General features: G+C 40.2%; 26 protein-coding genes. 19 read left to right on the top strand and 7 right to left on the bottom strand.

Annotation, left to right across the window (positions count from 1 at the left end):
- Positions 1 to 39 precede the first annotated feature (39 nt).
- From glyA to LCD32_RS16575, 11 genes are all read left to right on the top strand, one after another.
- A complete protein-coding gene (glyA, locus tag LCD32_RS16625; protein WP_024718755.1) occupies positions 40 to 1,287 on the top strand; it encodes a serine hydroxymethyltransferase in 1,248 nt (415 codons plus the stop codon).
- A gap of 147 nt (positions 1,288 to 1,434) precedes the next feature.
- A complete protein-coding gene (upp, locus tag LCD32_RS16620) occupies positions 1,435 to 2,064 on the top strand; it encodes a uracil phosphoribosyltransferase (protein WP_003214553.1) in 630 nt (209 codons plus the stop codon).
- A gap of 498 nt (positions 2,065 to 2,562) precedes the next feature.
- On the top strand, positions 2,563 to 2,946 hold the full coding sequence (locus tag LCD32_RS16615; RefSeq protein WP_007497639.1) for an ATP synthase subunit I: 384 nt from the start codon (positions 2,563 to 2,565) through the stop codon (positions 2,944 to 2,946).
- A gap of 7 nt (positions 2,947 to 2,953) precedes the next feature.
- Complete coding sequence (gene atpB / locus LCD32_RS16610; RefSeq protein ID WP_007497637.1) at positions 2,954 to 3,688, top strand: F0F1 ATP synthase subunit A; 735 nt, start codon at positions 2,954 to 2,956, stop codon at positions 3,686 to 3,688.
- Positions 3,689 to 3,736: 48 nt separating this feature from the next.
- Positions 3,737 to 3,949, top strand: a complete 213-nt coding sequence (gene atpE, locus LCD32_RS16605; RefSeq protein ID WP_003214968.1) for a F0F1 ATP synthase subunit C — start codon at positions 3,737 to 3,739, stop codon at positions 3,947 to 3,949.
- Positions 3,950 to 4,069: 120 nt separating this feature from the next.
- Positions 4,070 to 4,582 (top strand): F0F1 ATP synthase subunit B, encoded by a 513-nt coding sequence (gene atpF, locus LCD32_RS16600; RefSeq protein ID WP_007497634.1) that lies wholly within the window; start codon positions 4,070 to 4,072, stop codon positions 4,580 to 4,582.
- Complete coding sequence (locus LCD32_RS16595) at positions 4,579 to 5,124, top strand: F0F1 ATP synthase subunit delta (RefSeq protein WP_007497632.1); 546 nt, start codon at positions 4,579 to 4,581, stop codon at positions 5,122 to 5,124. The genes atpF and LCD32_RS16595 overlap by 4 nt, the downstream gene beginning before the upstream one ends.
- A 16-nt stretch (positions 5,125 to 5,140) precedes the next feature.
- Positions 5,141 to 6,649 carry a F0F1 ATP synthase subunit alpha gene (gene atpA / locus LCD32_RS16590; protein ID WP_224564272.1) on the top strand — a complete coding sequence of 503 codons (1,509 nt, stop codon included), beginning with the start codon at positions 5,141 to 5,143 and terminating at the stop codon, positions 6,647 to 6,649.
- Between the two features lie 88 nt (positions 6,650 to 6,737).
- Positions 6,738 to 7,604 carry a F0F1 ATP synthase subunit gamma gene (locus tag LCD32_RS16585; protein ID WP_007497628.1) on the top strand — a complete coding sequence of 289 codons (867 nt, stop codon included), beginning with the start codon at positions 6,738 to 6,740 and terminating at the stop codon, positions 7,602 to 7,604.
- Between the two features lie 24 nt (positions 7,605 to 7,628).
- Positions 7,629 to 9,050: a F0F1 ATP synthase subunit beta gene (atpD, locus tag LCD32_RS16580; protein WP_008343395.1), complete on the top strand. Its 1,422-nt coding sequence runs from the start codon at positions 7,629 to 7,631 to the stop codon at positions 9,048 to 9,050.
- A gap of 24 nt (positions 9,051 to 9,074) precedes the next feature.
- Positions 9,075 to 9,470, top strand: a complete 396-nt coding sequence (locus LCD32_RS16575; RefSeq protein WP_008343393.1) for a F0F1 ATP synthase subunit epsilon — start codon at positions 9,075 to 9,077, stop codon at positions 9,468 to 9,470.
- Positions 9,471 to 9,512: 42 nt separating this feature from the next.
- Here the strand turns inward: LCD32_RS16575 and LCD32_RS16570 are convergent, their stop codons facing one another.
- Positions 9,513 to 9,989 (bottom strand): hypothetical protein, encoded by a 477-nt coding sequence (locus LCD32_RS16570; RefSeq protein WP_045033929.1) that lies wholly within the window; start codon positions 9,987 to 9,989, stop codon positions 9,513 to 9,515.
- A gap of 170 nt (positions 9,990 to 10,159) precedes the next feature.
- Between LCD32_RS16570 and LCD32_RS16565 the strand changes: the two genes are divergently transcribed.
- From LCD32_RS16565 to LCD32_RS16540, 6 genes are all read left to right on the top strand, one after another.
- Entirely contained in the window at positions 10,160 to 10,390 is a 231-nt protein-coding gene (locus tag LCD32_RS16565; RefSeq protein ID WP_008343389.1) for a DUF1146 family protein, read from the top strand.
- Between the two features lie 128 nt (positions 10,391 to 10,518).
- Positions 10,519 to 11,253, top strand: a complete 735-nt coding sequence (locus LCD32_RS16560; protein ID WP_048001103.1) for a YwmB family TATA-box binding protein — start codon at positions 10,519 to 10,521, stop codon at positions 11,251 to 11,253.
- A gap of 32 nt (positions 11,254 to 11,285) precedes the next feature.
- Complete coding sequence (gene murA / locus LCD32_RS16555) at positions 11,286 to 12,593, top strand: UDP-N-acetylglucosamine 1-carboxyvinyltransferase (protein ID WP_007497616.1); 1,308 nt, start codon at positions 11,286 to 11,288, stop codon at positions 12,591 to 12,593.
- A 256-nt stretch (positions 12,594 to 12,849) separates the two neighbouring features.
- On the top strand, positions 12,850 to 13,872 hold the full coding sequence (spoIID, locus tag LCD32_RS16550) for a stage II sporulation protein D (protein ID WP_008343381.1): 1,023 nt from the start codon (positions 12,850 to 12,852) through the stop codon (positions 13,870 to 13,872).
- A 325-nt stretch (positions 13,873 to 14,197) separates the two neighbouring features.
- Positions 14,198 to 14,896 carry a VWA domain-containing protein gene (locus tag LCD32_RS16545; protein ID WP_080934067.1) on the top strand — a complete coding sequence of 233 codons (699 nt, stop codon included), beginning with the start codon at positions 14,198 to 14,200 and terminating at the stop codon, positions 14,894 to 14,896.
- 81 nt (positions 14,897 to 14,977) lie between these two features.
- Complete coding sequence (locus tag LCD32_RS16540) at positions 14,978 to 15,652, top strand: VWA domain-containing protein (protein ID WP_026050166.1); 675 nt, start codon at positions 14,978 to 14,980, stop codon at positions 15,650 to 15,652.
- A gap of 51 nt (positions 15,653 to 15,703) precedes the next feature.
- On the opposite strand, the gene LCD32_RS16535 is transcribed toward LCD32_RS16540, so the two are convergent.
- Both LCD32_RS16535 and LCD32_RS16530 read right to left on the bottom strand, forming a co-directional pair.
- Positions 15,704 to 18,052, bottom strand: a complete 2,349-nt coding sequence (locus LCD32_RS16535; protein WP_224564269.1) for an FdhF/YdeP family oxidoreductase — start codon at positions 18,050 to 18,052, stop codon at positions 15,704 to 15,706.
- Between the two features lie 82 nt (positions 18,053 to 18,134).
- The gene (locus tag LCD32_RS16530) at positions 18,135 to 19,400 is read right to left on the bottom strand and encodes an OFA family MFS transporter (RefSeq protein WP_025208127.1); all 1,266 of its coding nucleotides are present in this window, start codon (positions 19,398 to 19,400) and stop codon (positions 18,135 to 18,137) included.
- Between the two features lie 134 nt (positions 19,401 to 19,534).
- Here LCD32_RS16530 and fdhD point away from each other — a divergent pair, with 134 nt between their 5' ends.
- Positions 19,535 to 20,323 (top strand): formate dehydrogenase accessory sulfurtransferase FdhD, encoded by a 789-nt coding sequence (gene fdhD, locus LCD32_RS16525; protein WP_024718748.1) that lies wholly within the window; start codon positions 19,535 to 19,537, stop codon positions 20,321 to 20,323.
- A 10-nt stretch (positions 20,324 to 20,333) separates the two neighbouring features.
- Positions 20,334 to 21,341, top strand: a complete 1,008-nt coding sequence (moaA, locus tag LCD32_RS16520) for a GTP 3',8-cyclase MoaA (RefSeq protein WP_045033932.1) — start codon at positions 20,334 to 20,336, stop codon at positions 21,339 to 21,341.
- 254 nt (positions 21,342 to 21,595) lie between these two features.
- Here the strand turns inward: moaA and rpsN are convergent, their stop codons facing one another.
- The 4 genes from rpsN to LCD32_RS16500 form a co-directional block, all read right to left on the bottom strand.
- On the bottom strand, positions 21,596 to 21,865 hold the full coding sequence (gene rpsN, locus LCD32_RS16515) for a 30S ribosomal protein S14 (RefSeq protein ID WP_008343369.1): 270 nt from the start codon (positions 21,863 to 21,865) through the stop codon (positions 21,596 to 21,598).
- A 16-nt stretch (positions 21,866 to 21,881) separates the two neighbouring features.
- Positions 21,882 to 23,078, bottom strand: a complete 1,197-nt coding sequence (locus LCD32_RS16510) for a GTP-binding protein (protein WP_060781513.1) — start codon at positions 23,076 to 23,078, stop codon at positions 21,882 to 21,884.
- 80 nt (positions 23,079 to 23,158) lie between these two features.
- Positions 23,159 to 23,308, bottom strand: coding sequence for a 50S ribosomal protein L33 (rpmG, locus tag LCD32_RS16505; RefSeq protein WP_003214771.1), 150 nt, complete (start codon positions 23,306 to 23,308; stop codon positions 23,159 to 23,161).
- Between the two features lie 140 nt (positions 23,309 to 23,448).
- Positions 23,449 to 23,871, bottom strand: a complete 423-nt coding sequence (locus tag LCD32_RS16500; RefSeq protein WP_007497598.1) for a DUF5362 family protein — start codon at positions 23,869 to 23,871, stop codon at positions 23,449 to 23,451.
- Between the last annotated feature and the right edge of the window lie 507 nt (positions 23,872 to 24,378).

Raw genomic sequence — 24,378 nt, 5'->3', positions numbered from 1 at the left:
AAAACATCGAATGGAAATAGATTGGAGAGGATTTCGCTGATGAAACATTTACCTGAGCAAGACGCACAAGTATTCAAAGCAATTCAACTAGAGCGGAAACGCCAGCAGGACAAAATCGAATTAATTGCATCAGAAAACTTCGTAAGCGAAGCAGTCATGGAAGCACAGGGCTCTGTCTTAACAAACAAATATGCAGAAGGTTACCCTGGTAAACGCTACTATGGCGGCTGTGAACATGTAGACGTTGTAGAAGATATCGCACGTGACCGCGCAAAAGAAATTTTTGGCGCTGAGTATGTGAACGTACAGCCTCACTCAGGAGCTCAAGCGAATATGGCCGTATACTTTACAATCCTTGAGCATGGCGATACAGTGCTAGGCATGAACTTATCACATGGCGGGCATTTAACACATGGAAGCCCTGTAAACTTTAGCGGCGTACAGTACAACTTTGTAGAATACGGTGTAGATAAAGAAACACAACATATCGACTACCAAGATGTACTTGAAAAAGCACGTGAGCATAAGCCGAAACTAATCGTAGCGGGGGCAAGTGCTTACCCACGTCAAATTGATTTCAAAAAGTTCCGTGAAATTGCCGATGAAGTCGGTGCTTACTTTATGGTGGACATGGCTCACATCGCGGGTCTTGTTGCAGCAGGTCTTCATCCAAATCCAGTTCCTTACGCTGATTTTGTGACAACGACAACTCACAAAACATTGCGCGGACCTCGCGGCGGAATGATTCTATGCCGTGAAGAGTTTGGTAAAAAGATCGACAAATCGATCTTCCCTGGTATTCAAGGTGGACCACTCATGCATGTGATCTCTGCAAAAGCTGTTTCTTTCGGTGAAGTATTGAACGGAGATTTCAAAACATATGCACAAAACGTGATTGATAACGCAAAACAACTAGCTGAAACACTTTTATCTGAGGATATTCAGCTTGTATCTGGTGGAACAGATAACCATCTTGTTCTCATCGACTTGCGCTCTCTTGGCATTACAGGAAAAATTGCAGAAAACGTTCTTGATGAAATTGGTATCACGGTGAACAAAAATGCAATTCCATATGATCCAGAGAAACCATTTGTTACAAGTGGTGTACGTGTAGGTACAGCAGCAGTGACAAGCCGTGGCTTCGATCAAGAAGCGATGAAAGAAGTCGGTTCCATTATTGCGCTTGCTCTGAAACATCATGAAGATGAAGCGAAATTAGAAGAGGCGAAAAAGCGTGTATCTGATCTGACAGCTCGTTTCCCTCTATATCAAGAATTAGATTATTAAGATGCAGACCCATTTGCCTATTTTTGGCATGTGGGTTTTTTTTGTAGGATTTGCGAATCATATTGAAAGATGATGTCTTTTTATGTAGAATTGTAGGAAGTGTGCAAAGTTCACCGGAAGATGACAGAAAAGGAGTTGTAGCAAGCAATGGCAAAGGTTTATGTATTTGATCACCCGCTTATTCAGCACAAACTTACATATATTCGTGACGTTCATACAGGAACAAAAGAATTTAGAGAGCTAGTGGATGAAGTCGCAACATTAATGGCATTTGAAATCACAAGAGACTTACCGCTTGAAGAGGTAGATGTAGAAACACCTGTACAAGTCGCTAAATCAAACGTGATCTCAGGTAAAAAACTCGGAGTTGTGCCGATTTTAAGAGCAGGTCTTGGAATGGTAGACGGGATTTTGAAACTCATTCCAGCTGCCAAAGTGGGACATGTCGGTTTATACCGTGATCCGAAGACATTAAAGCCTGTTGAATATTATGTGAAGCTTCCATCTGATGTGGAAGAGCGTGAATTTATCGTAGTAGACCCAATGCTTGCAACGGGCGGATCAGCAGTAGAAGCATTAAACAGCTTGAAAAAACGCGGTGCGAAAAACATCCGCTTCATGTGTCTGATTGCTGCGCCAGAAGGTGTAGAAGAAATGCAAAAGCATCATCCAGATGTTGATATCTACATTGCAGCATTAGATGAGAAGTTAAACGAAAAAGGTTACATCATCCCAGGTCTTGGTGATGCTGGTGACCGTATGTATGGAACAAAATAAGAATGATTATGAAAAGCCCACATGCAAACGTGCATGTGGGCTTTTTTTGAAAAATATGACAAACGGTTGATATCGTTCTTAGAAAAATCAATGTATACTGAACATTAGCAGTTTTTTTGAATGAATGTCACAACTCTCCTAAAGTTTGATGAAATTGTGAACATTTTGTGTGCTCTCTCATTATAGAAAAGTTTTTTAACTTTCAACGGATTGACACATCATAGACGCTATTGTATGCTAAACGAGGGTATTATGGTAAGGTTTTCATAGCCTATAGCACTCTACTAATCCTCATTGTGAACCCTTTAATAATCAGGGTTTGTATCAGCGAATGAAGCAGAATCCCATAGATCTAAAGATTTCAAGTCTGATTGCACAATTAGACCGATGGGTGATTGATTTTTTTCAAATAGGACGGCTTATCATAAGCGTCTTCTACGCAGTTTTCATCACCATTTATCACCTTTTTTACAATATTTTTCATCGGGAGTCAGATGAATGAACGATCCAAACGTCATTTTCCGCAGACAGAGTAAATATATGTTCTATTTATTGGCAATTTTTGTGTTTGGCTATGCCATGCCTGGTTTTAAACCACTGTTTCTTGGTTTCATTATCGGCACAATTTTTGCTTTCTTTAATTTATTCCTGCTTATTCGGAGAATGCATGCTTTTGATCGAGCAGTTAAAAAAGGAAAATCTATTCGTTCAATGGGAAGTACAGCCAGGTGGGCCAACGCAATTCTCGCAGTAGCGATTGCTTGGCGTTACCCTAACGAAGTTCATCTGGCAGGTGTTGTTATAGGATTAATGACAATATATCCTGTCATTATGATAGATTCCTTCATTCAACTTAAACGTTCTACTATGGAAGAGAGGTGAATACTCTTTGGGTCACAGTTCAAAAACTACAGAATTTTTAGGGTTAACGTTCAACTTATCCAATGTTCTCATGATTACGATTGCTAGTATCATCGTTCTTCTCATAGCGGTGCTGACTACTCGTGTTCTGGCTATTCGTCCGACAAAGGCGCAGAACTTCATGGAATGGATTGTTGATTTTGTTCGAAATATCATAGGTAGTTCGATGGACATGAAAACAGGAGCCCCATTTCTAGCGCTTGGCGTTACATTACTCATGTACATATTTGTTTCAAACATGCTTGGACTGCCATTCTCGATTACGGTCGATCACAACTTATGGTGGAAATCACCAACTGCTGATCCTGCAATCACAATGACACTAGCGGTTATGGTCATGGGATTGACACACTACTATGGTGTTAAAGCAAAAGGAGTCAAGGAATATACAAAAGACTACTTTAGACCAATCCCACTCTTAGTACCGCTGAAAATTATTGAAGAATTTGCAAACACATTAACACTTGGTTTGCGTCTTTATGGAAATATTTTCGCTGGAGAGATTCTTCTTGGTTTACTTGCAGGACTTGCGACTAATTTCTATTCGCAAAACCTTGCACTAGGTATCATTGGTACATTAGGTGCCATCGTGCCGATGATTGTATGGCAGGCATTCAGTTTGTTTGTCGGAACCATCCAGGCATTTATCTTCACCATGCTGACAATGGTGTATATCTCCCATAAAGTCAGCGACGAACACTAAAAAATTGAGAGTCCAAAAAGGACGTTATTTTAAAGGAGGAGCTTTTTAATGAATTTAATAGCAGCAGCAATTGCAATCGGTTTAGGAGCACTAGGAGCAGGTATTGGTAACGGTCTAATCGTATCTAAAACAGTTGAAGGAATCGCTCGTCAGCCAGAAGCTGGTAGAGAACTAAGAACACTTATGTTCATCGGGGTAGCTTTAGTTGAGGCACTTCCAATTATCGCTGTCGTTATCGCATTCTTGGCATTCTTTGGTTAATATGTGAGAAGCGTTCTAATATGAATTTTAATGGCGAAGATCAGATTAGTTCGAAACTTCGCCATTCCTTTATGTTTTGTTTCTTAACATATTATTTAAAGAAGGGAGTTGCCGTACTAAATGTCTCAGTTACCAGTAGTTTTAGGAGCAGGTCTAAACACCGGAGATATCATATTCCAGCTGATCGCTATGCTCATCCTGCTTGCACTTTTAAAGAAATTTGCGCTTAAGCCTTTATTAGGGATTATGAAACAGCGTGAAGATTATATAGGAAATGAAATTTCAAGTGCTGAAGAAAAGCACGTTCAAGCTGAAAAGCTTCTTGAAGAACAACGTGTCTTATTAAAAGAAGCACGCGAAGAATCACATACACTCATCGAAAATGCGAAAAAGATTGGTGAGAAACAAAAAGAAGATATCATTCAAGCAGCGCGTCAAGAATCAGAGCGCTTGAAAGAGTCTGCTAGAACTGAAATCGTGAAAGAAAAAGAACAAGCTGTGGCTGCACTGCGAGAGCAAGTTGCATCACTATCTGTATTAATTGCTTCTAAAGTGATTGAAAAAGAACTTGATGAGCAAGCACAAGAGAAATTGATCCAAGAGTATCTTAAAGAGGCAGGCGAAAGCCGATGAGCGTGACTATTGTCTCTAAGCGTTACGCTTCTGCTCTTTTTGACATCGTTCTTGCTTCTTCGGCAGTAGACGAAACTGAAAAAGAGCTGAATGAGATCAAAAAAGTTCTGAAGGCTGACCAAGAATTAAATGACTTTCTTGTTCATCCGAAGATTACGGCAGACAAAAAGAAACATCTGATTGCAGAAGCTTTCAAAGGTGTTTCGACATATGTTTTGCACACAATGTATTTACTGATTGACCGCGGGCGCACGAATATTTTTCCTGAAATGGCGTCTGAGTTTGTGAAACTTGCAAACCGTACGAAACAAATAGACGATGCGATCGTGTATTCAGTTAAACCGCTCAGCGGAGCTGAAATTCAATCTTTATCTGAAGTATTTGCCAAAAAAGCCGGAGTCACATCACTGCGTGTTGAAAACGTGATTGACAAGGATCTAATAGGCGGAGTGAAAATCCGTATCGGAAACCGCATTTATGACGGCAGTGTCAGCGGAAAGCTTTCCCGCATTGAACGTCAGCTTGCAGGCGAAAATCGTTAGAAGGGGTGAAACCTTAGTGAGTATCAAAGCTGAAGAGATTAGCGCGCTGATAAAGCAGCAAATCCAAAACTATCAATCTGAAATTGAAGTAAAAGATGTCGGTACAGTCATTCAAGTAGGGGACGGTATCGCGCGTGTACATGGCCTTGACAACATTATGGCAGGAGAGCTTGTTGAGTTCTCTAACGGTGTAATGGGTATGGCTCAAAACCTTGAGGAGTCTAACGTAGGTATCGTAATCTTAGGACCTTACAAAGATATCCGTGAAGGTGACGACGTAAAACGTACAGGTCGTATCATGGAGGTTCCAGTAGGAGAAGAGTTAATCGGACGTATTGTGAACCCACTTGGTCAGCCTGTTGATGGACTAGGTCCAATTTTAACAAGCAAAACACGTCCAATCGAAAGTGAAGCACCAGGCGTTATGGATCGTAAATCGGTACATGAGCCGCTTCAAACGGGAATTAAAGCAATTGATGCCTTGATTCCAATCGGACGCGGACAGCGTGAATTGATCATTGGGGATCGTCAAACAGGTAAAACATCTGTTGCAATCGATACGATCCTTAACCAAAAAGATCAAGACATGATCTGTATCTATGTAGCGATCGGACAAAAAGAATCAACTGTTCGTGGTGTTGTTGAAACACTTCGTAAGCATGGTGCGCTTGACTACACAATCGTTGTCACAGCTTCTGCATCACAGCCAGCTCCACTTCTTTACCTTGCTCCTTATGCAGGTGTAACGATGGGTGAGGAATTCATGTATAACGGCAAGCATGTGCTTGTTGTGTATGATGACCTTTCTAAACAAGCGGCAGCTTACCGTGAGCTTTCATTATTGCTTCGTCGTCCTCCAGGCCGTGAAGCATTCCCTGGTGATGTTTTCTATCTTCACTCTCGTTTATTAGAGCGTGCAGCGAAGCTTAGTGATGAAAAGGGTGGCGGTTCTATCACAGCATTGCCTTTCGTAGAAACGCAAGCTGGTGATATCTCTGCATATATCCCAACAAACGTTATCTCAATCACAGATGGACAGATCTTCTTACAATCTGATCTCTTCTTCTCAGGCGTACGTCCAGCGGTAAACGCAGGATTGTCTGTATCTCGTGTAGGTGGTTCTGCACAAATCAAAGCGATGAAAAAGGTAGCAGGTACACTTCGTCTGGATCTTGCTTCTTATCGTGAGCTTGAAGCATTCGCTCAGTTTGGATCTGATCTAGACCAAGCGACTCAAGCCAAATTAAACCGTGGTGCTAGAACAGTTGAGGTCTTAAAACAAGACTTGAACAAACCGCTGAAAGTTGAAAAACAAGTAGCGATTCTTTATGCACTGACAAGAGGATACTTAGATGATGTAGCGATTGCTGATGTCAAACGCTTTGAAGCTGAGTTATTCATGTACATTGAAGAAAACCATAAAGACTTGTTTGACACAATCTCTCAAACAGGAAACATGCCTGCTGATGAAGAGTGGAAAACAGCGATCGATGGCTTTAAACGTACGTTTGCACCAAGCAACTAATTAGTAATCTTTCCGAGAGAAAAAGATTCTCTTTTTCTCTCTTTTCACGTAAATGAACACGGATTCCTGAAAAAAGGTGGTGAAATCTTTGGCCTCATTACGCGATATTAAGTCAAGGATCACGTCAACAAAAAAATCGAGTCAGATCACAAAAGCGATGCAAATGGTATCAGCTGCGAAACTGAATCGTGCTGAAAATAATGCGAAGTCCTTTGTTCCTTACATGGAGAAAATCCAAGAAGTCGTTGCGGCAATTGCAACTGGAACAAGTGCTAAGCACCCAATGCTTCTTTCAAGACCTGTTAAGAAAACAGGGTATCTCGTCATTACATCTGATCGAGGACTTGCAGGACCTTTTAACAGCTCGATTTTACGTGCCGCTTACCAAGCCATTCAATCTCGTCATCAATCTGCTGATGAATATGCGGTGATTGTGATTGGTAAAATCGGACGCGACTTCTTCAAAAAGCGTGGTATTCCAGTTATTTCTGAAGTAACAGGGCTTGGAGACGAAGTAGCGTTTGCTGATATTAAAGAATTAGCAAGCAGTACAGTGCAAATGTTCTCTGATGAAGCGTTTGATGAGCTTTACATGTTCTATAACCATTTCGTCAGTGCCATTTCACAAGAAGTAACAGAGAAAAAATTATTGCCGCTAACGGACCTTTCGGCCGCAGCGACACCAAATAAACGTTCCGCATCTTATGAGTTTGAGCCTTCTGAAGAAGAAATTCTTGAAGTTCTCCTTCCTCAATATGCAGAAAGTTTGATTTTCGGTGCGCTTCTTGACAGCAAAGCAAGTGAACATGCTGCAAGGATGACAGCAATGAAGAGTGCAACAGACAACGCAAAAGAATTGATCGACAGCCTGACACTCTCTTACAACCGTGCTCGTCAAGCAGCGATTACACAAGAGATTACAGAAATTGTCGGCGGAGCAGCTGCCTTAGAATAGAAATAATTGTCAGGAGGGAATGCAATGAAAACAGGACGCATCAGTCAGATCATGGGACCAGTCGTAGACGTTCGTTTTGAAGACGGTCACTTGCCTGAGATTTATAATGCGATCAAAGTTTCGCATAAAGCGGAAAGCGAAAGTGAAGTTGATATCGACTTAACTTTAGAAGTAGCACTACATTTAGGTGATGATACAGTGAGAACCATCGCAATGGCATCAACAGACGGTGTGAAGCGCGGTATGGAAGCTGTAGACCTTGGAAAACCAATTTCAGTACCAGTTGGTAACGTAACACTTGGACGTGTATTCAACGTACTGGGAGATAACATTGATTTAGATGAGCCACTTGGTGTGGAAGCGCAAAGAGACCCAATCCACAGACAAGCGCCTTCTTTCGATCAACTTTCTACAGAAGTTGAAATTCTTGAAACAGGTATCAAAGTTGTTGACCTTCTTGCTCCTTACATCAAAGGTGGAAAGATCGGTCTATTCGGTGGAGCCGGTGTTGGTAAAACCGTTCTGATTCAAGAATTGATCAACAACATCGCACAAGAACACGGCGGTATTTCTGTATTCGCTGGTGTTGGAGAGCGTACACGTGAAGGAAATGACCTTTACTACGAAATGAAAGATTCTGGCGTTATCGAAAAAACAGCGATGGTCTTCGGCCAAATGAACGAGCCACCAGGTGCGCGTATGCGTGTAGCTCTAACTGGTTTGACAATGGCAGAGCATTTCCGTGATGAACAAGGTCAAGACGTATTGTTCTTCATCGATAACATCTATCGTTTTACACAAGCAGGTTCTGAAGTATCAGCCCTACTTGGACGTATGCCTTCAGCGGTAGGTTATCAGCCAACTCTTGCAACAGAAATGGGTCAGCTTCAAGAGCGTATCACGTCTACAAACGTAGGATCGGTTACATCGATTCAAGCGATCTATGTACCTGCGGATGACTATACAGATCCAGCTCCAGCTACAACGTTCGCTCACCTTGATGCAACGACAAACCTTGAGCGTAAGTTGACAGAGATGGGGATTTACCCAGCGGTAGATCCACTTGCTTCAACATCTCGTGCCCTTGCACCTGAGATTGTTGGCGAAGAGCATTATGCGATCGCGCGTGAAGTTCAGCAAACATTGCAACGTTATAAAGAATTGCAAGATATCATTGCCATTTTAGGTATGGATGAATTATCTGAGGACGATAAGCTTGTGGTACACAGAGCTCGTCGTGTTCAATTCTTCCTATCTCAAAACTTCCACGTAGCAGAACAGTTTACTGGCCAAAAAGGTTCTTATGTGCCATTGCAAGAAACTGTTAAAGGCTTCAAGGAAATCTTATCTGGTAAATACGATCACCTTCCAGAAGATGCATTCCGCTTAGTCGGTCGCATTGAAGAAGTGGTTGAAAAAGCCAAAGAGATGGGTGTAGAGGCCTAATCTGGTCCTTAGGAGGGTAAAAGCATGAAGACCGTTCAAGTCAATATCGTTACTCCCGACGGCCCAGTGTATGAAGCGGATGTGGAAATGGTCAGTGTAAGAGCAGAAAGCGGTGAGCTTGGAATTTTAGCTGGCCACGTTCCAATGGTTGCTCCGCTAAAAATCGGTGCAGTTCGCTTAAAACATAGTGGATCAACTGAATTGGTTGCAGTAAGCGGTGGATTTGTTGAAGTTCGCCCCGAAAAAGTAACCATTCTTGCTCAGGCTGCTGAAACATCAGACAAAGTTGATGTCGATCGTGCAAAGTCAGCGAAACAGCGTGCTGAAGAGCATTTGAACCACCCGAATGAAAGTGATGTACGCAGGGCGGAACTCGCATTAAAACGGGCATTAAACCGTTTAAATGTAGCAGGGAAATAAAACAGAAAATCCTTCTTATCATTGCGATAAGAAGGATTTTTTTTAGGATGACATGAGAGACTGATACATCGACACATACGGATGAGATGCTTGCTTTTCAAGATATAACTGCTCGCAAAATTGCGTACTGCAATGCCATGTTTTATTGTTTCTGCGTAAGCCAAGCGTATATTGGTGCGAAGAATCCATATAAGGCCGCACGACCCAGTCAGCATCTGAATGATGACGGATGACAACCTCTCCTAAATACACACTCATCATCGCTTCTAATGCATCTATTGGCATTTTCCACTCAGCAAAAAGCTGCTGACGGAAGGCATCGAAGTATAATGACTCTAACTGATAAAGGCTTTCCTCTGAGTAATCCAAAGAAATGTTATGAAAATGACACAATTGTGCTAATTCTTCTAGCTGTGTCTGTCTATAATCAAAGTAGAAAGCAATGGCTTCCCATTCATGTTCAAATGAGGGAACCAGTTCTCCGTACAAATCAACAAAGTCAGGAAAAGAATCTTTCAAATATGATCAGCTCCTTCCACCGCAGTATATCATCTCCTTCGCATCAGAATAAGAGGGGATTCACTCTAAATGTAGCTCTTTTTTCCAAATGATTCATCTTTCCGATTTTGGAGGATATAATGAAAGGGAGTTTTCCTTTACAGAAATTAATAAAAGGAGGATTCAAGTGTATGGAAGACGTAGGACAACAAGCAATTGTCAGTATTGTGATCCACCTATTTTTTATTGCCATTACGTGGTGGGCATTGCTTGCGGTGAATATCGATCCACTGATTAAAAAAGGAAAAATTATTCAAGCTAGATTGCTCATGATGCTGCTCACGATTGCTATTGCATCAGCAGTCAGCAATTTCTTCCTTGATTATTTAAATTTCTCCAGACAAATCCCTTATATGTTTTAACATAAAAGGTTTGGTCACTGCCTTCTGCGGGAACGTAAAAAGAAGTGTCAAAAATATGGCTTTTGATGACTTTTCCACGTATGCATTGATCTCCTTGCGGCAACACTTGTAGCAAGGGGGAATGACAAGTGAGAAAGTATTTAAAAGGTTGGCCATTATTTGCATTTATTCTTTTTTTTGTTCTGATGATTCAAGGTGTTCGGGCAGAAGAAACATCGACGCTCGCCCAAATAGCAGAAGGTATGAAAAACCAGCAAATCGAAGTAAGTGGATGGACGCTTCATGCCAAAACAAATATAAACATTTCATCCGAACAATTTTCAAAAAAAGTGAAACGTTTGAAAGACGAACTACGACAGTATGAGTGGACCGAAAAAAAAGAGAAACATGTCACCAAAGTCACAGGAATTTACAAAGATGAAAAAAATGATACATTATCGAAAATTTTACTCGTGAAGACCGACACAAAATCAAACCAAAAGTCGTATTTATTATATGAGCAAAAAGGTGCTCGCCCACTGAATACCTGGGAGCATACATATGATCAGTTCGTACGTCATGCAAAAAGCATATTACAAGAAAAATTTGTGATTTTTACTTGTCTCGATGGTCATGTAAATGGTATGATGGATGTTGTTTTGCAAAAAAAAGCTGAAATGATAGCAAATGAATTTCAAGCAAAACCTGTTGAGTATCTCGTTGAGTCTAATTTTGTGTCGCTTTCCGCTTACACAGAGAAGTGGGAACAGTTCATTATGACTTCAAATGATAAAATGAATGTTCAAATTGCCATCAGAAGTTCGGAAATGAACGAAAATCATACGATTACGGTTGGCACACCAATCGTAACGACTGAATATTAATATAGAGAATTTGGGACGCGGAGGGGAAGACCTTGGAAAAAATCATCGTCCGCGGCGGTCAAAAGTTAAACGGCACAGTTAAAGTAGAAGGCGCAAAAAATGCCGTTTTACCAGTTATCGCTGCATCTTTGTTAGCAAGTACAGAAAAAAGCGTAATTTGTGATGTACCTACGCTCTCCGATGTATATACAATCAATGAAGTGTTACGTCATTTAGGAGCAGAAGTACATTTTGAAAATAACGAAGTATCAGTAGATGCATCTCATGCACTAGAAACTGAGGCTCCGTTTGAGTACGTCCGTAAAATGAGAGCATCTGTGCTCGTCATGGGACCACTTTTAGCTAGAACAGGTCATGCAAGAGTTGCATTACCTGGTGGTTGTGCGATTGGTTCAAGACCAATTGATCAGCATTTAAAAGGCTTTGAAGCAATGGGAGCTAAAATTCAAGTAGGTAATGGTTTCATCGAGGCTGAAGTAAATGGCCGTTTAAAAGGTGCAAAAATCTATTTGGATTTCCCAAGTGTAGGGGCAACTGAAAACATCATCATGGCAGCAGCATTGGCTGAAGGAACGACGATTTTAGAAAACGTAGCAAAAGAACCTGAAATTGTTGATTTGGCAAACTACATCAATGCCATGGGCGGTAAGGTTCGCGGGGCTGGAACTGGTACAATCAAAATCGAAGGTGTAGAAACACTTCACGGTGCAAAACACAACATCATCCCTGACCGAATTGAAGCTGGTACGTTTATGGTGGCAGCAGCCATTACTGAAGGAAATGTTCTTGTAAAAGGCGCTGTGCCTGAGCACATGACTTCACTTGTGGCGAAAATGGAAGAAATGGGTATTCAGATCATTGAAGAAGAAGAAGGTTTAAGAGTCATTGGACCATCTGAGCTCAAGCCAATCGATCTAAAAACAATGCCGCATCCTGGTTTCCCAACGGATATGCAATCTCAGATGATGGCGCTATTGCTTCGTGCGAACGGAACAAGCATGATCACAGAAACTGTGTTTGAAAATCGTTTTATGCATGCTGAAGAATTCCGCCGCATGAATGGCGATATTAAAATTGAGGGTCGCTCTGTGATAATCAATGGACCTGTTCAACTTCAAGGTGCTGAAGTGGCAGCGACTGATTTAAGAGCAGGAGCAGCACTTGTACTTGCTGGATTAGTGGCAGAAGGTCATACACGTGTCACTGAATTGAAGCATATTGACCGTGGATATGTGAACTTCCACCAAAAACTAGCAGCAATCGGTGCAGACATTGAAAGAGTAAATGATGAATCAGCAGATGTGACACAAGAACAAGTTGTATCAGATCTGAACGCGTAATGATAAAAGAAATCAGTGTGTCCATTTGGGCATGCTGATTTTTTTTAGAATCATAGACTGGTTGCATTTTTAAAAGCTTATCATTAGTTTATCCAATCATTTTAAATTTTATTCATAAAGACGAACAGTAAATCAAATGATGAAGAGCACCAACATATCAGCAAAAGACTTGTCCAATGAATGAAAGAAGCTGTCATATTAGCTTGTCCTTGCCCATAGGATAAAAGAGATTCAATGACAAATGGGGGCAGCCAATATGAAACCAATGATATGGACAATCGCAGGAATTTGCATCATCATTTTAATGATTCCAACCTTACTCGTGTTGCCGACGTTCCAAGGAAAACCAGCAGCCAGCCAACACGTAGCAGCAGAACCATCAGTTAAAAAAGAAGTGAAAGGTTCAGTCAAATTGAAACAATCACCCGTCTCCATTCCCGTCTACCGTTCAGCGCATCAGCAGGTAGAAAACATCCCCTTAGAAGAGTATGTGATCGGTGTCGTCGCTTCTGAAATGCCAGCCGATTTTGAAATAGAGGCGCTCAAGGCACAGGCACTCGCCGCTAGAACGTATATCGTCAGACAAATGATCATTGATAAAACCGTCAAATCTCCACAGGGTTCCCTTGTAGATGACACCCAAATGTTCCAAGTGTACAAAAATAAACAGGAACTGAAGAAAATTTGGGGAAAAGCGTACAATTGGAAATTAAAAAAGGTTACAGAAGCGGTCGCCAGTACACAAGGGAAAGTACTGACGTATGACGAAAAACCAATTGATGCTTCCTTCTTTTCAACAAGTAATGGGAAAACCGAAAATGCAGAAGCTTATTGGAAAAATGAAATCCCTTATTTGAAAAGCGTCTCAAGCAAATGGGACGAAAAATCACCCAAATTCCAAAACAAGAAAACCATCACAGTGAGCGAATTTCAGCAAAAACTGGGTGTGACCCTTGGCCAGCAGCAGGTGGGAGAAATTGTAGAACGAACACCAGGCAATCAAGTAGCCAAAGCCGTCATTAACGGAAAAACTTTGTCGGGCAGAGACATTCGCGAATCACTAGGATTGCACTCTGCAGACTTTACATGGGAACGAAAGGGTCAGCAAATCGTGATTACGACAAAAGGGTATGGCCATGGTGTGGGCATGAGTCAGTATGGTGCACATTATATGGCACAGTCAGGCAAAAAAGTAGAGGCGATCGTGAAACATTATTATCAAGGGATAAAAATTGAATCAGCTGATCGCTTTCTGAACACATATATGGCTAAGAAATAAAAGCAAAGGTGCCTCAAAATGGGGGCATCTTTTTTTTATGTGTGAAGAGGTTTGAACAGAATGTGACAAATTGCGACTTAAGACGCACCTCAGGAAATCTTAAACATTTACATCCCGACAAGAACCGATGGCCGATACAAAGCCCCTCGAAAGAATGAGAAAACGAGGGTGACAAAAGAGTCTTTAGGTGAATATATCTAGACATCTGACAGAATTTTAGTGATTTTGATGAAAGAGAAAAAGGGATCGAGTCCTATACCATTCCAAGACAGAATATTTTACGATTAAGATGTTTCAATCAAATACATAAGGAGGAAGGAAAAGCATGTTGAAAAAAGTATTTACACTCGTAACCTTAGCTGTATTGACATTATCAATGTCAATCTCTTCACCAGTATTTGCAGAAGCAGCATCAGCCAAAAAACATAAGAAAGATGTAAGAGTGACCATCTTACTTGATGCAAGTGGAAGTATGGCAAGAAAAGTGGATGGAGAGCGCAAATTCGATTTAGCAAAACAAGAGGTATTTAAATTTGCTCAGTCTCTTCCGAAAGATGCTAAAATCCGTATGAGTTTGTTTGGGTCTGAAGGAAACAACAAAAACTCAGGTAAAGCTCAATCATGTGAAGTCATTAGAGGCGTTTATGGCGTTCAGCCTTATGAAAAGGATAGTTTCGAAAACTCTCTAAACGGTCTTGGACCAAATGGCTGGACACCGATTGCACGTGCTCTTGAAAGTGCAAAGCAAGCAGATAAGCAGCTTCATAAAGGAACAAAACACATTGTGTACTTAATTACTGATGGTGAAGAAACTTGTGGTGGAGATCCAGTGAAAGTAGCGAAAGAGCTTCATAACTCAAAGGGATCTACTGTAGTCAATGTGATTGGATTAGACTTTAACGATGGCTATGAAGGTCAATTGATGCAAGTAGCTAAAGCTGGTAAAGGTCATTACTACCAAGCAAGCACTGGGAAAGAAATGGGTTCTATCCTTACAGCAGAATCATTAAAACTACACGAATAACTTGCTGAAGAAAAGGGAAACGATTGATTGATGCTTTCGTTTCTCTTTTTCTGTACAAATGAAAAAAAGGGAGATTTTTTAATGAAAAGAAATATTATATTAACCATTTTAGCGAGTCTTGTTCTGCTTCTTTCTTCACCAGCTCATGCTGTAACGAAAAAGGAGCCTGCTCACGTGGTGATTTTACTTGATTTAAGCGGAAGCATGGCACAATCAGTTGAAGGCGAAAAGAAAATTGATATCGCAAAACGCTCGATCCAAAGTTTCGCAAGTATTTTATCAGAAGATACACAAGTCTTGCTTCGTGTTTTTGGTCATGAAGGAACGAATAAAAATGCAGGAAAAGCCGTTTCTTGTGCAAGTTCCGAAGCAGTTTATGGATTTGGAACATATGAGCAAGCAGCCTTTCAACAAGCGCTGAATGTGTATGGTCCAACAGGCTGGACACCACTTGCCAAAGCATTAACTGATACGAAACAAGATTTTGAAGATCACCAAGCTGAAGGAAAAAATATTGTATATGTTGTCAGCGATGGTGAGGAAACATGTGGCGGAAGCCCATCACAAGCAGCGAAGCAATTACATGAAGAAGGTATTGACACAATCGTCAATATCATTGGCTTCGATGTAAATGAAAAAGAAGCAAAAAGTCTAAAATCTGTTGCCAAAGCTGGTGGTGGACAATATCAACCAGCAGCAAATGCAGAAGAATTAAATCATATTCTTCAAAAAGAAGCGAACTCTTTTGGTCAATAAGATGTGAATAGACAGCTGGGGAGAAACCCCCAGCTGTTTTTTCATAAAGGATCAATTTAAAGTCGTTTCTAATTCATCAATTCGTTTCTCCACGTAGTGCTGATCTTTTCTTGCATGAAAGGTTTCGGCTTTTTCTAATATCGCGGTGGTATTGTATTCTGGAATCTGGGAATAGCTTTCGTAAACTCCTTTTGGTATTAACAAGTTTCCTTCAGGCCAATAAACTGCAATATTTCCACGTTTCAGCTCTCCGAATTGAGCAACTCCTTGGTAGGATCCATATTGATTGAAAAGGACAACAGGATCGCCTTCTTGGACGTAAAGCTCTTTCGCATCTTCTTCATTCATCAAGATAGAATGCCGCTTTCCGCCATTAAAGGCATCCTTTTCACTGTAAATCATAGAGTTGAATTGCTTGCCTCGTCTTGTCGTGATATTGAAATGCCCCTCAGTTTTTCGATATTGGGGCAGCTGTGCTGGGAGCAGGTGTCCTTTTCCATCCGGTGTTGGACACACCCCATCTTCGCAAAGCCATGCGCCACCCCATTGAAAGACATCCCCTTTATGACGCAAATGCTGGATCCCATCATAGTTCCGATTTGCGATGGCAATCTCACGACGAATGTCTTCAGCATGGTCAAAATGAATCAGCTTCGCATCTTCTGGACGAACCCTTTTTGCTAGGTCAATATAAATGTCCCATTCAGCTCTGGCTTCTTCAATGCGTGGCCCTTCAATTTCCGGACTGAAATACACCATGCGTTCCGTACTGGTTGATGTACCGCCGCCTGGCTGTTCATATCTTGTCATTGCAGGCAGAACAATCACAGTCTCTTCTGCTTCTACCAGTGTAGAGGTGTTCAAAATAATATCTTGATGGACACGGAGTTCAAGCTCGGATAGTGCTTTTTCAATCGCTTCAGGATTAGGCATCGTTTCTAAAAAGTTTCCACCGCTAGTAAACAGCATCTTCAGCTTTTGCGGGTGTTCTTTTGGAAGAGCCATTTTTTCAAATGATTGCCCAATCGTGTCACCATGCCATTTTGGAATATCAAATCCCCATATCTTCTCGATTCTTTTAATATTCTCTTCATCAAAATCACTGCCGGGCAATACGAATGGATCGGCACCCATTTCGCCTGAACCTTGGACACCGCTATGGCCACGAATAGGCATAACGCCACAATGTTTTCTGCCAATAAACCCGCGTAACATGGCAAGGTTTGCGACTTGTGATATATTATCAGTTGCAAAACGATGCTGAGTGAGACCCATACTCCAAATAAACACGCCTGAATTGGCATTGGAAAGAAGTACAGCGAATTCCTTCATTCTTTCTTTAGATAAGCCTGACGATGCTTCGAGATCCGACCATTTTAACTGAGTGACATGCTGCTTTACATCTTTTATGCCGGTTGTATGCGCTTGGATAAATTCATGGTCAAGAGCGGAATGAGGCGCTTGCTCTTCCATTTCAAACCAATGTTTGATGACACCATTCATAAACGCAATATCGCCGCCTATATTGACTTGATAAAAATCATCCGCTATTTTTGTGCCGAATAAAGCACTTTCTGGGATAGAAGGGACCCAATATTTTTCCATTGCAGGCTCTTTATATGGATTGATGACAATGATCTTGGTTCCTTTCTTTTTAGCGGCGTACATATATTTAGTGGAAACCGGCTGGTTGTTTGCTGCAACAGAGCCCCAAAAAATCAATACATCTGTTCCAATCCAATCACTGTAATTACAGCTGGATGCACCTATACCAAGGGATCGTTTAAGAGCGGTTTTGCTTGGTGAATGGCAAATACGAGAAGCATTATCGATATGATTTGTTCCAATATATCGCGCAGCTTTCGCCGCAGTATAGTACACTTCATTTGTAATCCCTCTAGCCGTTAAATAGAAAGCAAGCTGACGTTTATCAATCGATTTGATTTTAGCGGCGATTTGATCTAATGCACCATCCCAAGAAATGCGTGTAAAGGCATTCTCACCTTTTTTTCGAATCAGGGGATAAGGGATACGCCCAAGTTTTCGAAGGGACGTGCTATCCATTTGTTTGAGCCGCTCAATATCTTCGAACCATTTTGGATCAATAGCTGGCATTGTGTTAAGCCGTAGCACATTCAGTCTTGTTGTGCATATATGGGGTCCTGCTAGTGTTTGATCGTATAAACCTGATACACCAAGAGCACAGCCGTCACAAACGCCCTGAGTCAATATACGGTACGCATAGGGGAGGTTATCTTTGTTCTCCCATGCCACTTTCATCGTGTCTCGAATGTGTTTCGGTTTTACTTTTCCGAGCCCCATAGGAGCAAAAGAGGCCCATAGCTTTGGTGAGGGTTTTTTGTTGAGTTTAATAGGCCCCTTGTGTTTTGTTTTTCCCATGATATCGTCACCCTTCTATCATTTTGTAAAGCGTTTTCATATCTAAAAATTACCTGTAGATTGTCATTCTGTCAAATTCATATTAAGAGCGGACCGTGACAGAAGAAGGAGCAGTAAGATTTGATTCACGAAGTTGTTTAATATCCTTCCGAATGAGAAGAGATATGATAAACGCAATGAAAAATAGGCCAGAGAAGACCATGAGACTTTGTGTGTAATTGCCTGTAATGTCACGAATAAAGGAGGAAAATAAAGGTCCTGCTAAACCAGCAGCGGCCCAAGCGGTGAGAATATAACCGTGTATGGCACCTAGCTGCTTGGTACCAAATAAATCTCCGATATAGGCTGGAATTGAAGCAAACCCTCCTCCGTAGCACGTATAAATGATCGCCATCACGATTGAAAAGATGAGCGGTTCTTTTAAGTAGGGAAGTAAGGGAAAAGCAATGAGCTGTATAGTAAAGAAAATCGTATACGTATTTGGCCTTCCGATATAATCAGAGAAGGATGCCCATCCGATCCGTCCTAGCCCATTAAAAGCACCTAAAATTCCAACAAGAGTAGCTGCTGCACCCGCCGTGAAACCAACACTTTCTTGAGCAAGCGGTGATGCTACAGAAATAATAGCAATTCCGCATGTGATATTAATAAAGAGCATGACCCACAAATAATAAAAACGCCGTGTTTTAATGGCTTCATTTGCGGTGAGCTGTGATAAATCTTGAGGAATTTTCCTTTGGCTTGTTTTTAGCACGTTAAATTGTTTGACATCATCAGGTGTTGGTGGTGATAAATAAAGAGATGAAACGACCATGATGATAAAATAAGAGATTCCGAGAATATAGAAGGTATTTGCAATATCAACTTTTTCAATGAGAAATTGAATAATGGGACTGCAAATCAGAGAAGCAAATCCAAAACCCATAATGGCTAAACCCGTTGCGAGTCCTCTTCGATCTGGAAACCATTTGACTAATGTTGATACTGGAGCAATATAGCCTACACCTAATCCGATTCCAGCGAGTACACCATAAAATAAATAGAGGAGAGGTAATGAAGACATGTGGACAGCAAACCCTGATCCAGTCATCCCAATGCCGAAGAAAATAGCTGAGAAGAGCCCTGATGCCCTCGGCCCATACTTTTCAACGAAATGCCCCATAAAGGCAGCTGATAAACCTAAAAATAAAATAGCGATGCTAAATGTCAGGCTTATTTCTGTTAATGACCATTGAAAGGTTTGATGTAAAGGATTCGTAAAAACACTCCATGCATAAACAGATCCGATAGATAAATGAATCCCCACAGCACTTGTAGCGATCAGCCAACGATTTTTTGTTTTATTCATTGTGTTCCCTCCATATAAAGCAAACAAAAAGTTTGATAAGATAGAAATATGTTACATTTTTATGACTTTTTAAAATAATATCACAATTCGTCTGGTTCATATAACTAAATTTGTGTTGAAAGGAAGATCAGATCATGAATCCTTCTGTTAAAACGAAACGGCGCATACACCAATATCGCAAAGGTCAAATGACATGTAAAACAGATGAAGTTGTAGAAGAATTCCCTTTAACCGTGCTGGTGAATGGTGAAGAGTTTGTCACACTCGTTTGTTCACCGGATCATTTGAAAGAATTGGTGATCGGTTTTTTAGCTTCAGAAGGAGTCATTCGATTTGAAAAAGAGATTAAAAGGTTTACAATAGATGAAAGTATGGGTTTTGCATATGTTGACTTACATCACACAACTCAGTTCCAATCCTCAGATTTTACAAAACGAGTGATCGGATCTTGCTGTGGGAAAGGAAGACATTTTTATTTTCTCCAAGATGTGAAGACGGCAAAAACAGCCATTGACCGAATCAGTATTTCTGCTGAAACTTGTATTCATTTAATGAAATGTTTACAGGAGGAAAGTCAGTTATTTCAACATACTGGTGGTGTCCATAATGCTGGACTGTGTGATACAGAAAAGCTATTCATCACTAGGACGGATATAGGACGGCATAATGCGTTGGATAAAATCTATGGATATTGTTTACTTCATAAAATCCCACTGAGAGATAAAATCCTTGTATTTAGCGGCCGGATATCATCTGAAGTTCTGTTGAAGGCAGCAAAATTAGGAGTATCAATCGTCATATCAAAATCAGCTCCTACTGAGTTAGCACTTAAAATGGCAGAAGAATTAAATATAACAACAGTTGGATTCGTAAGAGGAGAATCTTTTAATATCTATACTCATCATCAGCGTATTACAGAATAGGAGGCTAAGTATGGTCAGTATTTTGGATAAAAGACATCGACCATTGCGCGATTTAAGAATATCCGTAACAGATCGCTGTAATTTTAGATGTACGTACTGTATGCCTGCTGAAATCTTTGGACCAGATTATCCTTTTTTAGATAAAGAAGAGCTGCTTAGCTTCGAGGAAATTGAACGACTTGCTGCGCTTTTTGCAAAGGAATTAGGTGTGGTGAAATTACGTATTACAGGCGGTGAACCTTTAATGCGTAAAGATTTGCCCGTTTTGATAGAAAAACTCGCAAAAATTCCAGGTATTGAAGACATCGCGATGACAACCAATGGAACGCTGTTACCTTTGTACGCAGATAAGCTAAAGAAAGCAGGTTTGAATAGAGTCACCATTAGTTTAGATTCTTTAAATCCAGATCGTTTTAAGCAGATGAATGGAAGACACATCTCTATCCAAAAAGTATTTGATGGGATAGAGGCTGCAAAAAAAGCTGGACTTGCTATTAAGATCAATATGGTTGTCCAAAAAGGTGTGAATGATCAAGATATCTTACCAATGGCAGCCTATTTTAAAAAAGAAGGACACATTCTACGATTTATTGAATTCATGGATGTTGGCAATACGAACAAATGGAATCTCAAGCATGTATTGACGAAAAAAGAGATTATGGAGCTAATTCATTCAAAATACCCTATCAAACCAGAACCTCCTCGATATCAAGGGGAAGTAGCCAATCGTTATTTTTATGAGGATGGGTCAGGAGAGATTGGCATTATTTCTTCCGTTTCAGATGCTTTTTGTGGATCGTGTAATAGAGCTAGACTATCTGCACGTGGCGAATTATTCACCTGTCTTTTTGCATCATCGGGTTTTGATCTGAGACGATTCATCCGTAATTCAGAAAATGATGAATACCTAGTGAACATATTGAAGGAACTTTGGTCAAACAGACAGGATCAATATTCAGCTGAGAGAGAGCAAAAGAAAGATCAGAAAAAAGTTGAGATGTCCTACATCGGCGGGTAATGACAACAAAGTATCATGATCATCGATTTTTGAAAAGAAGAGAAAATGCTATAATCACTGTTGAAAATCTTCTTTTAACATCAGGACAATCTTTCCTATAAGGCTCGGCCCCATAAAAAAACAGCAGAGATTCTGCTGTTTTTTAAAATGCTATTTTGCACCTCAAAATTGACGGAGTAAGGATGAAAAAGAGGTTTTTATTCATTTTGTCATGCTTTACATTGACAGGAACTATGCTAAGATCAAATCAATCTTTACCAACTCGATTTTTTCACTCCTGGAATCTGTCCTTTATAGGCAAGCTCACGAAAAGCAATTCGAGACATTTTAAATTTTCTCAAGTAACCTCTAGGACGGCCAGTTAATTCACAGCGGTTTTTTAAGCGAGTGGGTGAAGAGTCTCTAGGTAGTTTCTGCAAAGCTTCATAGTCACCTTTTTCTTTTAGCTCTTTCCTTAATTGTGCATATTTCAAAACGAGCTGCTGCCGCTTTTTTTCTTTTGCTATTTTTGATTTCTTTGCCATTTAAAACCCTCCTGGTTTAAGTGTGTATGTTCCATTGAAAGGGGTCTTCAAACGTTGTCCAATCTTGATCAAATTCTTCAGGTGTAAGTAAGCATTGATCTAGTGTACGAATAATATCTGCTTTTGGTAAATCTACACCGATAAAGACAAGTTTTGTATGTCGATCACCAAACTCTGCATCCCACTCATCTAGAATGTCTGGTTCCTGATTTAAGATCCGTGATCGTTCTTGCTCAGGCAAGGCAGCAATCCAGTATGCGATTGGTTCAATTGCCACAGATTTTCCGGCTTGCGAAATTAAAATGGTTAAATCATGATGTGTCGCTAGCCATGTAAATCCTTTCGCTCGAACAATCTGCTCTGGCATTTGATCTAACCATGCATTCAGTCTGCGAGTATGAAAAGGGAGCCTTCTTTCATAAACAAAAGATGAGATTTGGTATTCTTCTGTTTCAGGCGTATGCTGAGAGTGTCCAGCATTAATTTCTTTGATCCAGCCCGCAGAAGCACTAGATTTTTCAAAATCGAATAAACCAGTATTCAAAATATCACTAGGCTGTACGTTACCTTTAGAGGTTCTAATAATAGTTGCTTCTGGTTGAAGTTTAGTTAATACGTGCTCAAGCCGATCTAGTTCTGATGCCGATACAAGATCACATTTATTGATAATGAGCACATCACAAAATTCAATTTGATCAATAAGTAAATCGGAAATCTCTCGTTCATCATCATCTGAAACTGCTTCTTTACGATCCAATAAACTTTCTCCTGACTGGAAATCTGTCCAGAAACGGTTTGCATCTACCACCGTTACCATCGTGTCTAATCTGCAAAAACGTGTCAAGTCTATGCCCATTTCTTCATCAATGTAAGAGAAAGTTTGAGCGACAGGAATTGGTTCACTAATACCTGTAGATTCAATGACAATATAATCGATATTCCCAGCCTTACAAAGGCGTTCTACTTCAATTAATAAATCTTCTCTCAATGTGCAACAAATACAGCCATTAGATAGTTCAACCAGTTTCTCATCTGATCGAGAGAGTTCGCCGCCTTGCTTAACTAATTCCGCATCAATGTTTATTTCACTCATGTCATTGACAATAACAGCTACTTTTAGCCCTTTACGATTCTGAAGAACATGATTTAATATCGTGGTTTTTCCAGCTCCTAAAAAGCCGCTTAGAACTGTGACAGGTATTCTTTTATCCATTTGTTTTAGTCCTTTTGAACATGCTCATTTTGTATGCCGCCTCACTTATATAGTAATGATTACGATTTAAATCTTAAAAATTATTTTGTTTCCCGATGAAGGGTGTATTTCTTTAATCGTGGAGAATATTTTTTTAACTCCAAACGGTCTGGGTTCGTTCGTTTATTTTTTGTAGTGATATAGTTTCTGTCACCTGTTTCAGTACAGGCTAAGGTGATTTTCACGCGCATAATTGCTATAACCCTCCTTTATTTCGTAATGATTACGATTTGTATTTTAAAATGATAAAGACTGATTGTCAAGTTTAGTATCAAGTCTATGCCAACTCAAATAAAAAAGGGGTATCGTATTTCATTGATACCCCTTTTCATTAATAAAAGTCACCAAGTTCTTCTTCGTAATAATCTTCGTACTGTTGGACATCGGTAGGAAGCTCTTGGAGAAAGGCTAGCCCGCCTAGTATAAACATCAAAACGATCGCGATGAATGAGAGAATAACGGCGGCAATACTTGAAATCGCAAACAGTGTTTGCATTTTCATCATCTTAGCATATTGTTCCAATAATTCTTCGTAAGAAGTATCAGGAGCTTGAATCAATTGTTCAGCAGCTTTCACGGATTTTTGGACATGAATTCCCATCATAATCAGAAAAACGCCAATGGCAGCAGGAAGAACAAGCCAAAACCCACTGAGGATGGATAGACCACCTGAAATATAGAGAAAGATGCTCCCAACCTTTCCCCACTTTGTTATTGAATGAAGAGATTGAATGATTTTCTCAGTTTGTTGCAATTGTGTTCACTCCTTTATGTATTCACTCTATATCATACTTGAGCAAGTAGTACTTTAGGAAGAGTGAATTGACCTTTTTCTATCTTTCATTTACTTTTTATGGATAAATGAATTATTTTTGAATAAGAAAAAAGTAGCAATTACTATAAATGTAATCTGCAGATTTTGTCATAAATAAGAAAAGTAGTTTGAAGTAATTAGAAAATTTATCAAAATATATTGTTAGTTGTCTATCAATTGGTTATTATTGTATTGTATTACCATAAAAATTGGAAGGTGGAATTCATATGTTAGATCGAATTTTAAACAAAATGACCAATGTTCAACCTGCAGCTGCTAGATGTATTTTGCAAAGATTGGTAACTTCTTGCCAATCAGCACCAACTTGTTTCCTTCAAGGCGTTGGAACTTTCCGTTACTATGTGGATCGTGACACAGGTGAGATTTGTACTAGCCAAGAACGCGTTAAATGTGGCTGCTAAATTTAAGTATCTTATTTATTAGGGT

It is taken from the genome of Bacillus sp. RSS_NA_20, assembly GCF_020165915.1.
In the GTDB taxonomy this organism is placed as follows: domain Bacteria; phylum Bacillota; class Bacilli; order Bacillales; family Bacillaceae; genus Bacillus; species Bacillus altitudinis.
Note: the sequence above shows the minus strand (reverse complement) of the source record. Positions and strands in the feature narration are given on the sequence as shown.